14 protein-coding genes are annotated in these 13943 nt (G+C 64.8%); 4 read left to right on the top strand and 10 right to left on the bottom strand.

What is annotated here, in order from left to right; all coding sequences use genetic code 11:
• Nucleotides 1-26: 26 nt before the first annotated feature.
• From MESOP_RS07980 to MESOP_RS07990, 3 genes are all read right to left on the bottom strand, one after another.
• A complete protein-coding gene (locus MESOP_RS07980; protein ID WP_013892828.1) occupies nucleotides 27-1109 on the bottom strand; it encodes an ABC transporter ATP-binding protein in 1083 nt (360 codons plus the stop codon).
• A complete protein-coding gene (locus tag MESOP_RS07985) occupies nucleotides 1106-2686 on the bottom strand; it encodes an ABC transporter permease (protein ID WP_013892829.1) in 1581 nt (526 codons plus the stop codon). The genes MESOP_RS07980 and MESOP_RS07985 overlap by 4 nt, the downstream gene beginning before the upstream one ends.
• A gap of 172 nt (nucleotides 2687-2858) precedes the next feature.
• Nucleotides 2859-3866, bottom strand: coding sequence for an iron ABC transporter substrate-binding protein (locus MESOP_RS07990; RefSeq protein WP_041164568.1), 1008 nt, complete (start codon nucleotides 3864-3866; stop codon nucleotides 2859-2861).
• A 318-nt stretch (nucleotides 3867-4184) separates the two neighbouring features.
• On the opposite strand from MESOP_RS07990, the gene MESOP_RS07995 reads away from it, so the two are divergent.
• The 3 genes from MESOP_RS07995 (at nucleotide 4185) to MESOP_RS08005 (ending at nucleotide 7518) form a co-directional block, all read left to right on the top strand.
• A complete protein-coding gene (locus tag MESOP_RS07995) occupies nucleotides 4185-4736 on the top strand; it encodes a sigma-70 family RNA polymerase sigma factor (RefSeq protein ID WP_013892831.1) in 552 nt (183 codons plus the stop codon).
• A 1-nt stretch (nucleotide 4737) separates the two neighbouring features.
• The gene (locus tag MESOP_RS08000; protein ID WP_013892832.1) at nucleotides 4738-5376 is read left to right on the top strand and encodes an NrsF family protein; all 639 of its coding nucleotides are present in this window, start codon (nucleotides 4738-4740) and stop codon (nucleotides 5374-5376) included.
• 162 nt (nucleotides 5377-5538) lie between these two features.
• The gene (locus MESOP_RS08005) at nucleotides 5539-7518 is read left to right on the top strand and encodes a PAS domain S-box protein (protein ID WP_041164031.1); all 1980 of its coding nucleotides are present in this window, start codon (nucleotides 5539-5541) and stop codon (nucleotides 7516-7518) included.
• A 35-nt stretch (nucleotides 7519-7553) separates the two neighbouring features.
• Here MESOP_RS08005 and MESOP_RS08010 read toward each other — a convergent pair whose 3' ends face one another.
• The 7 genes from MESOP_RS08010 to MESOP_RS08040 all read right to left on the bottom strand — a co-directional run bounded on the left by MESOP_RS08010 (nucleotide 7554) and on the right by MESOP_RS08040 (nucleotide 12997).
• The gene (locus MESOP_RS08010) at nucleotides 7554-8432 is read right to left on the bottom strand and encodes a 3-hydroxybutyryl-CoA dehydrogenase (RefSeq protein ID WP_013892834.1); all 879 of its coding nucleotides are present in this window, start codon (nucleotides 8430-8432) and stop codon (nucleotides 7554-7556) included.
• 116 nt (nucleotides 8433-8548) lie between these two features.
• Complete coding sequence (locus MESOP_RS08015) at nucleotides 8549-9478, bottom strand: electron transfer flavoprotein subunit alpha/FixB family protein (RefSeq protein ID WP_013892835.1); 930 nt, start codon at nucleotides 9476-9478, stop codon at nucleotides 8549-8551.
• A gap of 20 nt (nucleotides 9479-9498) precedes the next feature.
• A complete protein-coding gene (locus tag MESOP_RS08020; protein WP_013892836.1) occupies nucleotides 9499-10248 on the bottom strand; it encodes an electron transfer flavoprotein subunit beta/FixA family protein in 750 nt (249 codons plus the stop codon).
• A gap of 234 nt (nucleotides 10249-10482) precedes the next feature.
• On the bottom strand, nucleotides 10483-11283 hold the full coding sequence (locus MESOP_RS08025; protein ID WP_013892837.1) for a rhomboid family intramembrane serine protease: 801 nt from the start codon (nucleotides 11281-11283) through the stop codon (nucleotides 10483-10485).
• 33 nt (nucleotides 11284-11316) lie between these two features.
• Nucleotides 11317-11898: a cob(I)yrinic acid a,c-diamide adenosyltransferase gene (locus MESOP_RS08030; protein ID WP_013892838.1), complete on the bottom strand. Its 582-nt coding sequence runs from the start codon at nucleotides 11896-11898 to the stop codon at nucleotides 11317-11319.
• 18 nt (nucleotides 11899-11916) lie between these two features.
• Entirely contained in the window at nucleotides 11917-12108 is a 192-nt protein-coding gene (locus tag MESOP_RS08035) for a twin transmembrane helix small protein (protein ID WP_013892839.1), read from the bottom strand.
• Between the two features lie 22 nt (nucleotides 12109-12130).
• Nucleotides 12131-12997: an SDR family oxidoreductase gene (locus MESOP_RS08040; protein ID WP_083833224.1), complete on the bottom strand. Its 867-nt coding sequence runs from the start codon at nucleotides 12995-12997 to the stop codon at nucleotides 12131-12133.
• 58 nt (nucleotides 12998-13055) lie between these two features.
• Here MESOP_RS08040 and MESOP_RS08045 point away from each other — a divergent pair, with 58 nt between their 5' ends.
• Nucleotides 13056-13907: a YihY/virulence factor BrkB family protein gene (locus tag MESOP_RS08045; RefSeq protein WP_013892841.1), complete on the top strand. Its 852-nt coding sequence runs from the start codon at nucleotides 13056-13058 to the stop codon at nucleotides 13905-13907.
• Nucleotides 13908-13943: the final 36 nt, after the last annotated feature.

A 13943-nucleotide genomic window follows, 5' to 3' on the forward strand; every position in this document is an offset into this window, starting at 1 on the left:
CGCATCTTGATCCGTGTTGGCGCCGGTCAGGCGAACACGTGCGCCTTGCCCGACACGGTGAGCCGCACGATCTCGCCGACCGCCGGTGCGTCCATGCCGGATTTGCGCAGGATCAGCGGCGTGTTGCCGATGGCGGCGGCGTCCGGCGGATCGAAATTGTTGAGGAGCCGCACCGCGATCGTGCATGTCGAGCCGGCGAATTCGGATTCCGTCACCTCGCCGAACAGCATGTCAGGGGTGCCCGACATGCCCTCGCGCGATGTCCGTTTCAGCGCGATCTGCTCCGGCCGCAGCATGATGCGGGCGACATCGCGGCTGTCCGGCGAGTCGACCGCGATGCGGCCCAGCGGCGAGCTGGCGAAGCCACCCGATATCCTGGCCGGCAGGATGATGGCGTCGCCGAGGAACTCGGCGATCATCCTGTCCTTCGGCCGGAGATACAGTTCGCGCGGCGTGCCGACCTGCGAGAATTTTCCGTCGCGCATAACCGCCACCTGGGCAGCGAAGGACAGCGCCTCGGCCTGGTCGTGCGTCACCAGGATGGTGGTGATGCCGGCGGCCTCCAGCAGTTCGGCCACCGCCTTGCGCATCGAGGCGCGCAGGCCGGTGTCGAGCGCCGAGAACGGCTCGTCGAGCAGCATCAGCCTGGGCTTCATCGCCATGGCGCGGGCGAGCGCCACGCGCTGCTGCTGGCCGCCGGAAAGCTCGTGAGGGCGGCGCTTGAGGATCGCCTTGTCCAGCCCGACGATATAGGCGAGCTCGACGATGCGCTCGGCGCGCTTGTCCTCGCTACGGCCCATGCCGAAACCGATATTGTCGGATATGCTCAGATGTGGAAACAGGGCGCCGTCCTGCGCCACCACGCCGATGCCGCGGCGATGTGCCGGAACGGCAACGCCGCCATTGGCCAGCACCTCGCCGTCGAGCACGATGCGGCCCTGGTCGGGCGCCTCGAAGCCGGCGATCAGCCGCAGCAATGTCGTCTTGCCGCAACCCGAGGGTCCGACGATCGCCGTGCGGCTGCCACTGGCGACGCTGAGGTCGACGCCGGCCAGCGCGGCGACCGGGCCGTAATGCTTGTGCAGATCGCGGAGTTCAAGAAAGCTCATCGTCCGGCCATCCGTTTCGACTGGACATAGAGCAGCCAGGTCAGCGGCAACGACATCGCCACCATGATGAAGGCGTAGGGGGCGGCCGAGGCATAATCGATCTCGCCGCTGTAGGACCAGAACGCCATCGCGAGCGTGCGGGTGCCGTTCGGCGCCAGCATCTGGGTCGCGGTCAGTTCGTTCATGATGCCGAGCGCCACAAGGGCCATGCCGGCCGCCGCACCCGGCGCCGACAGGCGGATCGTCGTCGACCACAGCGCGTTGAGTGGACGCCGGCCGAGGCTGGACGCGGCGCGCTCGAGCTCGACCGGTGCCTGGGCGATCGACGCCCGCAGGCTGACCAGGGCACGTGGCAGGAACATCAGGGCATAGGCGACCAGGATGGTGAACAGGGTTTGATAGAGCGGCAGGGCGATACGCACGGTTATGGTGACCAGAGCCAATGCAATGACCACACCCGGCAGCGAGCCGACGATGTAGTTGCAACCTTCGAGCAGGCGCTGCAATGGCCCCGGCGCGCGGATCGATATCCAGGCCATCGGCATGGCGGCGACGGTGGCAAGCACAGCGCCGGCAAGCGACAGGAACAGCGTCTGGCCGAGAGCCAATCCGATCTCGTCGAGCCGCCAGACATCGGTGCCGCCGGCGAGCAGCCAGCGGCCGATGGTCACGAACGGCACGCCGAGCGCCAGCAGCGTGACGACCGCAAGCAAGGCCAGGCTGGGGATGGTGGCATGGCCAAGGCGCGTCCGTTGCTGATGCCGCGCCGCGCCGGACCCGACACGGGCATAGCGCTCCTCGCCGCGCACCAGCACTTCGAGGCCCAGAAGCACGAAACAGCATGTCACCAGGACACCGGCCAGCATGTTGGCGGCCGGCCCATTGAAGGTCGACTGGAACTGATCGACGATCGCGGTGGTGAAGGTATCGAAGCGGATGAAGACATAAAGGCCGTATTCGGCCAGCAGATGCAGCCCAACCAGCAGCGAGCCGCCGCAGATGGCGAGCCTGAGCTGCGGCAACACCACGCGCCGGAAGACGCGCAAGGGTCCAAGGCCAAGTGCCGCAGCCGCGTCCTCGAGGGCGGGATCGAGCCGGCGCAGCGCCGCCGACACCGGCAGATAGAGGAACGGGAAATAGGCGATCACGGACACCAGCACGCCGGCCCAAAGGCCGTGCAGACCGGGCACCATGGTGATCCAGGCGTAGCTGTGCACGAAAGCGGGAATGGCGAGCGGCGCCACGCACAGCCAGGCCCAGAACCGGGCGCCGGGCAGGTCGCTGCGCTCGGTCAGCCAGGCGAGCGCCACCGACAGGACGATGGCGATCGGCACGGCCAACAGCACCAGCAGGCCGGTGTTGACAAGCAGCTCGCCGACACGCGGCCGGAAGACCAGCGCCGAGACGGTCTCCCAGCCCGTTTGCACCGCGGTCCATATGATGAAGGCGAGCGGCAGCAGCGCCAGCAGGGAGACGAAGATGGCGGCGGCAACGAGCCAGCGCGCCGCGCGTCGCCGCGCCTTTCGGCGCACCTTCGGCGGCAGGCCCGGGCGCGCGAAATCGACTGCCGACTGCATCGGCTCAGGCGCCGTTCGGTTGCGGCGCGGCGGCGGCAATCATGGGACCATGGTCGCGGTCAGGAACGCAGCGTGTCGTCATGGACGAATGCATCTCGAAAACAAAACGCTCCCGCGGAAGGCAAAGTCCCGCGGGAGCACGGTCGGTTGCCCTTATTAGGACGAACGACAACTAAAGCAAGCCGGCTGCCGTCATCAGGTCGGTGACCTTCTTGGAGTTCAGCGTCGCGGCGTCGACCTTCGGCGCCTGCAGGTCAACCAGCGGCACCAGCTTGGGATTGGACTCCGCGCCCTTGCCGACCGCGTATTCGAAGGAGGTTCCGTTCTTCAGCACGTCCTGGCCGCCCTTGCCGGTCACCCATTTCAGGAAAGCCTGGGCTTCCTTCGGATGCTTGCTCGAGGCGAGCACGCCGCCACCCGAGACCGAGACGAAAGCGCCCGGATCCTGGTTCTTGAAATAGTGCAGCGCGACGTTCTTGCTGTTCTCGCCGGTCTTGGCCTGATCGCCGAAATAGTAATAGTGGTAGATCACGCCGCCTTCGATCTCGCCGGCGTTGACCGCCTTCATCACGGTGCTGTTGCCCTTATAGGCGGTGAAGTTCGCCTTCATCGCCTTCAGCCAGTCCGCCGTGGCGGCCTCGCCCTTGAGCTGCAGCAATGCGCTGACGATGGCCTGGAAATCGGCGCCCGAGGGCGACGCCGCCCAACGGCCCTTCCAGCTCGGGTCGGCAAGGTCGAGCAGCGATTTGGGCAACTGGTCGGCCTTGAGCTTGGTGGTGTTGTAGGCAAACACGGTGCTGCGCGCGGCTACACCCACCCATTTGCCGCTGGCCGCCTGATAGTCCTGCGGGACCTGGGCCAGCGTGTCGGCGTCGACTGGCGCGAACAGGCCGGCATTCTCGACCAGCACCATGGCCGGCGAATTCTCCGTCAGGAACACGTCGGCGGGCGAGGCGGTGCCTTCGGCGACGATCTGGTTGGAGAAATCGCTGTCGCCGCCATTGCGCAAGGTGACCTTGATGCCGGTCTCCTTGGTGAACCCTGCGGCCCATTCCTTGGCCAGGCTTTCGTGCTGGGCGTTGTAGACGATGATGCCGGCATCTTCGGCCATCGCCGGACCGGCGGCCAGGCCGATTGCAAGCGCGGTGGCACCGGCAAGCGCGCAAAGGGTGTATTTCATGGCGTCATCCTCGATCTCGTTGGTCTTGGCACGCTGCACCTACCTATACCTGACATCGGTAGTCAACATTGTCGATCTGCTTCAATCGGTCGCTGAGCCGCGAAGGCTGGTTCCGAAAGGGACAATTCCACGTGATGGAGGGCCGGGTCGGCCCTTTTTTCCCGAGATGTATTCACAAGCCTGTAAGGCGACCCGCTGCGCGGCCGGACCTCAGGACCCGCAAACTTTCGTGACTTGCCCGTAGTTTGGCTTGGACATTATTTCGCCGGCCACGTAACAAATCAGTGCCGAAGCGCGAAAATCGGGGAGTGAACTCTTGTGAGCGGCAAGGACGAGGCCGAGCTTTCCCGGCTGTTGCGGGCCGCGATCGCGGGAGATGAAAGGGCCTACGCCGACTTTCTGCACCGGATCGCCGCGCTGGTGCGCGGTTTTGTCAGGCGCAAGATCGTGCAGGGCGGGGTCGATCCTGAGGATGTCGTGCAGGAAACCTTGCTGGCCATTCATGTGAAAAGGCATACCTGGCGCCAGGACGCGCCGGTATTGCCTTGGGTCTATGCGATCGCCCGCTTCAAGCTGATCGATGCATTCCGGCGGCGCGGACGGCGCATCGAGATCGATGTCGACGACATCGCCGAGACATTCGCCGAGCCGGAAACCGAGACCGTCAGCGAACGCGACATCAACCGGGCCTTGGGCGGACTGCCGCCGGCACAGCGTTCCGTGGTCTCGGCCATATCCGTGGAGGGCCGCTCGATCGGTGAGACGGCGGCGAAGTTCGGCATCAGCGAGACGGCGGTGCGCGTGTCGCTGCATCGAGGGCTTGCCGCGATAGCCAAGAGATTTGGGCAGGGGCGGTTCGGGCGGGAATGACATGAGGACTGACGATCTCATCAAGGCGCTGGACGCCGATGCTGGCAGCAAGGCGATGCCGTTGCGCTCGGCGTGGTGGCTGGCCGCCGGTGCGGCCATTGTCATCGCGGCAGTCGTTTTCCTGCTCACGATCGGTCCGCGTCCCGACTTCATGGCGGCCGCGCACACGGTGCGCTTTTTGTCCAAATTCGTTTTCACCATCGTGCTGGCCATCAGCGCCTTTGCCCTGATCCGCGCCCTGTCGACGCCGGGTGCCGCAACAGGCCGGGCCATGGCCGGGATGATTGCCGCGCCGCTGCTGGTGGCCGTGGCGGTGGGCCTGGAGCTCTTCATGGTGCCAGAGGCGCTGTGGGGCACGCGCATGGTCGGTTCCAACATGATGATCTGCATGGGCTTCATTCCGCTGATCGGGATCGGCCCGCTAGCGATCTTCCTATGGATGCTGCGTTACGGCGCGCCGACGCGGCCCGTGCTTGCCGGCACGGTCGCGGGCCTGCTCGCCGGGGGGCTGGCCGCGACCTTCTATGCCGCGCACTGTTTCGACGATTCGCCGCTTTTCGTTGCCACCTGGTATACGATCGCGATCGCGGCGCTCGCCTTGCTTGGCGCGCTCGGCGGACGGTTTTTCGTGCGCTGGTAACACGATACCGCGTCCCGGCCGATGCATACCGATCCTTAATCATGCCGGCAATTGTTTGCCGGTTTCCCATGCCGACAGTACCCCAGACGCAACCTTTCCTTAAAATCGATCCTTCAAGGTTTTCATGGGAAAAAAGCGATTGCCCACGGGGGTGGCACGGACGTGACATTGCGAGGAACCATCGGGTCGGGATACTACAAGCAGGCAGCGCTGGCGCTGCTTGTGGCCGGCGTTGCCATGGTGGCGGCCTCGATCGTGCTCGCGAGGCTGAGCCTCGATGCGGAGGCGCTCAAGCTCTCCCTGCAAGTATCGGTGGCGGTGGCGGTCGGCGCGCTTTTCCTCGCCGGCCTGTTCATCCGCCGCATCTCCGACGACCGGCGGCAGATCGCGGAGAGCGAGCAGCGGTTCCGCCGGGCCATGGAGGATTCGGCGATCGGCATCGCGGTCGTCGGGTTGGACGGGCGCATTATCGAGGCCAATCCGGCTTTCGCGGCCATGCTTGGCTACAGCCGCGAGGAGATCGAGGCGCTGACCTTCTTCCAGATCACGCATCCCGACGACCTGCAGATCGGGCGCGAAACGATGGACGGACTGAAGGCGGGCACCGTCCATGCCTTCCAGTTCGAGAAGCGCTACCTCAAGAAGGACGGCACACCCATCTGGGCTCATCTTGCCGGCTCCGTCATTCGCGACGAGACAAGCGGGCGGCCGCTCTATCTCGTCTCGCAGATCGAGGACATCGACGCGCGCAAGCAGGCCGAGGCGCACATTGCCGAGGCCGAAACGCGCTGGAATTTCGCGCTGGCCGGCGCCGGTCAAGGTGTCTGGGACCTCGACACGCGCAAGGGCGGCACGACCTACTCCTCGACCTGGGTCAAGATGCTCGGCTATGCCGACGGCGAACTCGATGGCGACCCCGACCATTGGCTGACGATGATCCATCCCGACGATCGCGAGGCCGTTGCCACGGCGGATCGGGCGCATCTCGACGGCAACACGGAATTCTTCGAAGCCGAGTTCAGGATGCGTCACAAGGACGGCCACTGGGTGTGGATCCTCGACCGCGGCAAAGCCATCGAACGCGACGCGGCCGGGCGTTTGACCAGGGCCATCGGCAGCTTGACCGACATCACCCGGCGCAAGGAGGCCGAAGAGCGCCTGACGGTGTCGGCGGCAATGCTGGCCGACGAGAAGGAACGGCTCAGGGTGACGCTGCAGTCCATCGGCGATGCGGTCATCTGCACCGATGCCGCAAATCGCGTCACCTTCATGAACCCGGTCGCCGAGAAGCTGACCGGCGTTTCCGGCGACGAGGCGCTCGGCAAGACGCTCGGCCATGTCTATTGGGCGGTCGACGAGGAGACGGGGCAGAGGATCGGCGTGGCCCGGCCCGCGATCGGAGCAGCGCCCTCCGACCAGAACAGCCGGGCCGTGCTCATCCGGCGCGACGACACGCGCTGCAGCATCCGCCAGGTGGTGTCGCCGATCATCAACGAGCGCAGCGAATTCTGCGGGCTGGTCATCGTCTTCCAGGATTTCACGGATGCGCGCGCCCTGCAGCGGCAGCTTGCCCATGCCGCCGCGCATGACGCGCTGACCGGCCTTGCTAATCGTTCGAGCTTCATCCGCACCATGGAGGAACTTGTCGATCAGGCCCGCAAGGACACCGCGGCGGCTGGAGGCGGCAGGCATCAGTTCATGTTCATCGACCTGGACCACTTCAAACTGGTCAACGACACCGGCGGTCACGCCGCCGGAGACGCCTTGCTGAAGCGGGTCGCCGAGGCCGTTCGCGGCGTGCTCGGTCCCGAAGATATCGTGGCGCGGCTGGGTGGCGACGAATTCGCCGTCATCCTGAAATCGGCTTCGACCGCTGGCGCCGGGATCGCGGCGCGCTCGATCATCGATGCGATAGCCGGCCTGGATTTCACTTGGGATGATCGGCCGCACGCGATCGGCGCAAGCATCGGGCTTACCGCGATCTGCGCCGATTGCGGCGAAGTCGACGAGATCATCGCAAGGGCCGACGCCGCTTGCTATGCGGCCAAGGCGGCCGGTCGCGGATGTGTTTCCGTGGCGCTGGACGACAAGATCACCGACGACAGGTCGGAACCATCCAAGCCGCTCGCCGCGGCATCCTGAACGGCTGACGCGTCACACTTTTTCCTGGAATTGCGTCAGCGCGTCGGAACGGGGTGCTCGCCGCGATAGTCATAGAAGCCGCGTCCGGTCTTGCGGCCGAGCCAGCCGGCCTCGACATATTTGACCAGCAGCGGGCAGGGGCGATATTTCGAGTCCGACAGGCCGTCATGCAGCACCTGCATGATCGACAGGCAGGTGTCGAGACCAATGAAATCGGCCAGCTGCAGCGGTCCCATCGGGTGGTTGGCGCCGAGCCGCATGGCGGTGTCGATGGCATCGACCGAGCCGACACCTTCATAGAGCGTGTAGATGGCCTCATTGATCATCGGCAGCAGGATACGGTTGACGATGAAGGCCGGGAAATCCTCCGAGACTGTGATCGTCTTGTCGAGCTGCTTCACATAGGTCTTCGCCGCCTCGAACGTCTGGTCCTCGGTGGCGATGCCGCGCACCAGTTCGACCAGCTTCATCAGCGGGACCGGATTCATGAAATGTATGCCGATGAAGCGTTCCGGCCTGTCGGTCTGCGCGGCGAGCCGCGTGATCGAGATCGACGAGGTGTTGGTCGCCAGGATGGCTTCGGGATTGAGCTGCGGGCAGAGCTGGGCGTAGATCTTGCGCTTGACCGTCTCGTCCTCTGTGGCCGCCTCGATCACCAGGTCGGCGCCGGCCAGATCGGCCATCGCCGGTGCGGACGCAATGCGCGCCATCGCCTGGTTGCGCAGCTTCTCGTCGAGCTTGCCGGACCCCACCTGGCGGGCCATGTTGCCGCTGATGGTGGCGATGCCCTTCTCGATGCGGTCGGGCGAAATATCGTAGATCAGCACCTTATAGCCCGACAGCGCGGAGACATGGGCGATGCCGCCGCCCATCTGGCCTGCGCCGATGATGCCGATCGTCTCGATCTTGCTCATTACACCGATCCCGTCCAAAGGCCTTTGTGGCCTGCTTTTTGTGCGGTGCAAACTAAAAGGGCGGGGCGACTTCGTCTACCCCACCCCTGGTATTTAATACGCTTTGCCAGAGAGCGTCAAAGCGCCTTCTGCAACTCCGGCAGCACGACGAAGAGATCGCCGACGAGACCGTAGTCGGCAACCTGGAAGATCGGCGCCTCCTCGTCCTTGTTGATGGCGACGATGACCTTGGAATCCTTCATGCCGGCAAGGTGCTGGATGGCGCCGGAAATGCCGACCGCGATATAGAGATCGGGGGCGACGACCTTGCCGGTCTGGCCGACCTGCCAGTCGTTCGGCGCATAGCCGGCGTCGACGGCGGCGCGGGACGCACCGACGGCGGCACCGAGCTTGTCGGCGACCGGCAGGATGACCTCCTGGAACTTCTCCGAGGAGCCGAGCGCACGGCCCCCCGAGATGATGATCTTGGCCGAGGTCAGTTCCGGGCGGTCGGTCTCCGACAGCTTGTTTTCGACAAAGGAGGACAGACCGGGGTTGGCCGCGGCCTTCACCGTCTCGACCGCTGCCGAGCCGCCTTCGGGCGCCGCCTGGAAGGAGGCCGTGCGCACGGTGATGACCTTCTTGGCGTCGGTCGACTGCACCGTCTGGATGGCGTTGCCGGCATAGATCGGGCGCTTGAAGGTATCAGGCGAAACCACTTCGATGATCTCGGACACTTGCGCGACATCGAGCAGCGCCGCCACGCGCGGCGCGACGTTCTTGCCCGACGAGGTCGCCGGCGCGATGATGGTGTCGTAGCTGCCAGCCAGCGACACGACCAGTGCCGCCGTCGGCTCGGCGAGGCGCTCGGCGAGTTCGTCGGCCTCGGCGAGCAGCACCTTGCTCACGCCCTTGAGCTTGGCGGCGGCGTCAGCGGCGCCCTTGGCGCCCTTGCCGGCCACCAGCACATGCACGTCCGAGCCGATCTGCAGGGCCGCCGAAAGGGCCTTGGCGGTCTGGTCGGAAAGGGTGGCGTTGTCGTGTTCGGCGATGAGGAGAATGGTCATATTATCTGTTCCTTCCGATCTCAGAGCACGCCGGCTTCGTTCTTCAGCTTGTCGACCAGTTCGGCGACGCTCTTGACCTTGACGCCCGCCTTGCGGCCGCTGGGCTCCTCGGTCTTGATGACCTTGAGGCGCGGCTTGACGTCGGCGCCGTAATCGGCCGGGCTCTTCTCGTCGAGCGGCTTCTTCTTGGCCTTCATGATGTTGGGCAGCGAAGCATAGCGCGGCTGGTTGAGGCGAAGATCGGCGGTGACGATCGCCGGCATCTTCAGTTCCACCGTCTGCAGGCCGCCGTCGACCTCGCGCGTCACCTTGGCCTTGTCGCCGTCGAGCACGACCTTGGAGGCGAAGGTGCCCTGCGCCCACCCCAGAAGTGCGGCCAGCATCTGGCCGGTCTGATTGCTGTCGTCGTCGATCGCCTGCTTGCCGAGAATGACCAGTCCGGGCTGCTCGGCCTCGACCACGCCCTTCAGCACCTTGGCGACACCGAGCGGCTCGGTCTGTTCGTCGGTCTTGACCAGGATGGCGCGGTCGGCGCCCATGGCGAGCGCGGTGCGCAAGGTTTCCTGCGCCTGCTGCGGTCCGATAGAAACGACGATGATCTCTTCGGCCTTGCCGGCTTCCTTCAGCCGGATCGCCTCTTCGACCGCGATCTCGTCGAACGGGTTCATCGCCATCTTGACGTTGGCGAGTTCGACCGCCGAACCGTCAGCCTTCACGCGAACCTTCACATTCGCATCCACAACCCGCTTCACGGGCACAAGGATCTTCATTTGCCTGTCACCTCTTCACGCTAGTTGGGCGCGCTATAACAGCCTGCGCCCCTTCTGAGTTGTCGAAAGCCGACATTCCTGACTGAATTCCGGCCAGACGGAATTCTGGCCGGATGGAAATTCTGTTCTTTGCCCGCCCTAGGCTGCTCCTCAGCCGCCTTGGGCTGCGGCGGAGACGTTTCCGTAGTTGCGGCAATCCTTGACGTCAATACGCCTCAAGCGGCTCAAATCGGTTCAGTTCGGGCCGGAAGGGTTTCCCCGGCCCCAGCGCGTCGTCGCGGCGGGCGGCTCGGGCGTTGCCGGCTGGGCCGCAAGCGGCGGCGGCTCGGGAGCGGCGGCCGGGATATCCTCGTCGGCGCCTGCAAACAGCGGCACGCCACGGCTGCGCAGGACAAGCACCAGCACGGCTCCGGCGATGATGCCGCCGATGTGGCAGGCCCAGGAAACCTGGTCCTCGCCACCGGCGGCGAACATGACGATCTGGAATAGCACCCACAGGACAAGCGGGATGAAGGCCGGAATACGCAAGGGAATACGGGCAAAGGCCAGCACCCAGACCTTCACCCTGGGATAAAGGATGAGATAGGCGACGACCACGCCGGCGATGGCGCCGGACGCGCCGATCAGCGGCACTTGGGAGTCCCATGCGACCAGCCCCTGGAAGGCGGCCCCTGCGATGGCGCACAGGAGATAGAAGATCAGGTAGCGGATATGGCCGAGCGCGTCCTCGACATTGTCGCCGAACACCCACAGGAACAGCATGTTGCCGCCGAGGTGGAAGATGTCGGCGTGCAGGAAGGAGTAGGTGAGATAGCTCAGGCTTTCAGGGATGACGATGAAGCGGGGATCGAGTTCCGCCGTGTTGTGGACGACGGACGGGATGAAGCCGAGGCCGAGCACGGCGGCGTTGGTGAAGTTCTCGCCGCCGAGTGCGGTGGCGCAATAAACCAGCGCGTTGGCCACGATCAGGCCGATCGTCACATATTGCAGCCGGATGTGGCGCAGCCTGTTGGTGTCGTAAAGCGGGATGAACATGCGTGTCTGGTCCCCTTCCGCTTTTCGATCGGTTCAGCGGTTCTTGCCGGGAACCCATAGCACGTCGGCATTTCCGTTGTCATTGACCGCGCGGGCGGCGACAAACAGGAAATCCGAGACGCGATTGATGTATTTCAGCCCGTCGCCATTGACGTGTTCCGCCGGATCCTGGGCGAGCGCCACCATCAGCCGCTCGGCCCGCCGCGCCACCGTACGGGCGAGATGCAGGGCCGCCGCCGCCGGCGTGCCGCCGTTCAGCACGAAGGATTTGAGCGGCTGCAGGTCCTTGTTGAGGAGGTCGATATCCTTCTCGACACGGTCGGTCTGCGCGGCGGTGATCCGCAAGGGCTCATAGCCGAGCGGCTTGCCGTCGTCGGGCACCGCCAGGTCGGCGCCGAGGTCGAAGAAGTCGTTCTGGATGCGCGAAAGCATGGCATCGATCGCCGGGTGGGTCCGCGCCGTGTGCACGCGCGCCATGCCAATGCAGGCATTGGCTTCGTCGACCGTGCCGTAGGCATCCACCCGCAGATCGGATTTCAGCCGCCTTTCGCCGGTGCCGAGGCCCGTTGTGCCGTCATCGCCGGTGCGGGTGTAGATCTTGTTGAGCTTGACCACATCGCCTCCCGAACGACGTCATTTACGGGTGAAATACACCGCCAGCAGGATCAGCAACAGCGCCACGGCCTGCAGCATGACGCGCGCCTGCATCAGCTTGTTCGATGTGACGCCGGAACCGCCGCGCATCATGTTGATGAGGCCGCGAACCAGCACGATTGCCACGGCGACCATGACCAGAATGGCGAGGATGTTGAAGACGGTTGCCATATTGCGTTCCAGTTGTTTCGGGTTAGGCGCGTTTGGCCATCAGGCGGTAGAGCATCGATGCCGGCAGCAAGCGCTTGAGCGCCGCGCCGATCCTGGCCGGCACTGTTACCACATAGTGCGGACGCGGGCGCCGCGACAGAAGTGCATGGCGTAGAACCTTGTAGACCACTTCCGGCCCGGGTTTCAGCGCCGACTGGCTGCCGCCGGCGCGCAGCCGCTCCAACTGTGCCGCGTAGTCCACGCGATGCACGGAATTCTCGAGGTCGATGTTTTTCAGGAACCAGGGCAGCCCGTTGCTGGCGATCTTCGATTTCACCGGCCCCGGCTCGATCAGCGAAACATGGACGCCGCTGCCTTCCAGTTCCTGGCCCTGGCAGAGCATCAGGGCCTCGAGCGCATGCTTCGATGCCGAATAGGCGCCGCGAAAGCGCACCGGCACCAGGCCAAGGATCGACGAGCAATGGACGATGCGGCCGTGGCCCTGGCGGCGCATCACCGGTACCAGACGGCGGGTCAGATCATGCCAGCCGAAGAAGTTGACCTCGAACTGCTGCTTGAGGGCCGCCACCGACAGATCCTCGACGGCGCCGGCCTGCGCGTAGGCGCCGTTGTTGAAGAGCGCGTCCAGCCTTCCGCCGGTGCGTTCGAGCACTGAAGTCACCAGGGCGGCGATCGAGTCCGGTTCGCTGTAGTCGAGATGGAAGGCCTCGATGCCGTCGGTTTCGAGAGCGGCGATGTCTTCGGGTTTTCGCGCCGTCGCGAACACCCGCCAGCCCTCGGTCTTCAATGCGCGTGCGCAATGAGCGCCTATGCCGGACGACGCACCAGTGACGATGATGGTGCGCAACTCTGTTGCGGGCGAATTCGTGGTTTGACGAAGGGTTGCCATTTGCCGCATTCACTTCCCATATTCGCGGCGTCGAGACAATCGAAGGGAGCGCGCGTTCTTGCTGCGGAATATTGTCGCCCTGCGCCGCGTGCTCTACGACGCGATCGGCCATTTCAACACCGATGACGGCTGGGCGATGGCCAGCCATCTGGCGATCACCTCGCTGATGGCGCTGTTTCCGTTCCTGATCTTCGCCACCACGCTGGGCAGCTTTCTCGGCGCCCAGGCCTTTGCCGACACGGCCGTGCATCTGGTCTTCGACACCTGGCCGGATCAGATCGCCAAGCCGATCGCGCATGAGGTGCTGAACGTGCTGACCGTCAGGCGCACCGACCTGTTGACCTACGGCGTGCTGCTGGCGGCGTATTTCGCGTCGAACGGCATCGAGGCGCTGCGCACGTCGCTCAACCGGGCCTACCGCGTCACGGAGACGCGCGGCATCATCTATCGCCGGGTGCAGAGCATCTTCTTCGTGCTGATCGCCACCGCCGGGTTCCTGGCGATCAGCGTGCTCCTGGTGTTCGCGCCGCTGCTGGCGCGGCTGGCGGAAGCCCATTTCGAGTGGATCAAGCCCTATACCGGCACGATCACGCTGTGGCGCTACGTCATCGCCTCAGCCGTCATCATCGGCGGCTTGTTTGCCGTCCACTACTGGCTGCCGGCCGGCAAGCGCCGCTTCGTCTCGCTGGTGCCCGGCATCATCTTCACACTCGCGGCATGGCTTATCGGCTCGACCATATTCGCCACCTATCTCGACCATTTCTCGTCCTATGTGACGACCTATGCCGGTCTCGCCTCGATCATGATCGCGGTGGTTTTCCTCTACATCGTCTCGGCGATCTTCATCCTCGGTGGCGAGCTCAATGCCGCGATCAGCCGCTATCTGGAGGCACGTGCGCGGGTGGGATGAGGGGCCGAATTGGAAGAACTGGAGAATTGAGGAACT

This window comes from Mesorhizobium opportunistum WSM2075 (genome assembly GCF_000176035.2).
In the GTDB taxonomy this organism is placed as follows: Bacteria; Pseudomonadota; Alphaproteobacteria; order Rhizobiales; family Rhizobiaceae; genus Mesorhizobium; species Mesorhizobium opportunistum.

What these genes read in the sequence shown, in the direction of transcription:
- MESOP_RS07980 (WP_013892828.1), bottom strand. Translation starts at nt 1,109, where the DNA reads ATGAGCTTTCTTGAACTCCGCGATCTGCACAAGCATTACGGCCCGGTC.
- MESOP_RS07985 (WP_013892829.1), bottom strand. Translation starts at nt 2,686, where the DNA reads ATGCAGTCGGCAGTCGATTTCGCGCGCCCGGGCCTGCCGCCGAAGGTG.
- MESOP_RS07990 (WP_041164568.1), bottom strand. Translation starts at nt 3,866, where the DNA reads ATGAAATACACCCTTTGCGCGCTTGCCGGTGCCACCGCGCTTGCAATC.
- MESOP_RS08000 (WP_013892832.1), top strand. Translation starts at nt 4,738, where the DNA reads ATGAGGACTGACGATCTCATCAAGGCGCTGGACGCCGATGCTGGCAGC.
- MESOP_RS08010 (WP_013892834.1), bottom strand. Translation starts at nt 8,432, where the DNA reads ATGAGCAAGATCGAGACGATCGGCATCATCGGCGCAGGCCAGATGGGC.
- MESOP_RS08015 (WP_013892835.1), bottom strand. Translation starts at nt 9,478, where the DNA reads ATGACCATTCTCCTCATCGCCGAACACGACAACGCCACCCTTTCCGAC.
- MESOP_RS08020 (WP_013892836.1), bottom strand. Translation starts at nt 10,248, where the DNA reads ATGAAGATCCTTGTGCCCGTGAAGCGGGTTGTGGATGCGAATGTGAAG.
- MESOP_RS08025 (WP_013892837.1), bottom strand. Translation starts at nt 11,283, where the DNA reads ATGTTCATCCCGCTTTACGACACCAACAGGCTGCGCCACATCCGGCTG.
- MESOP_RS08035 (WP_013892839.1), bottom strand. Translation starts at nt 12,108, where the DNA reads ATGGCAACCGTCTTCAACATCCTCGCCATTCTGGTCATGGTCGCCGTG.
- MESOP_RS08040 (WP_083833224.1), bottom strand. Translation starts at nt 12,997, where the DNA reads ATGGCAACCCTTCGTCAAACCACGAATTCGCCCGCAACAGAGTTGCGC.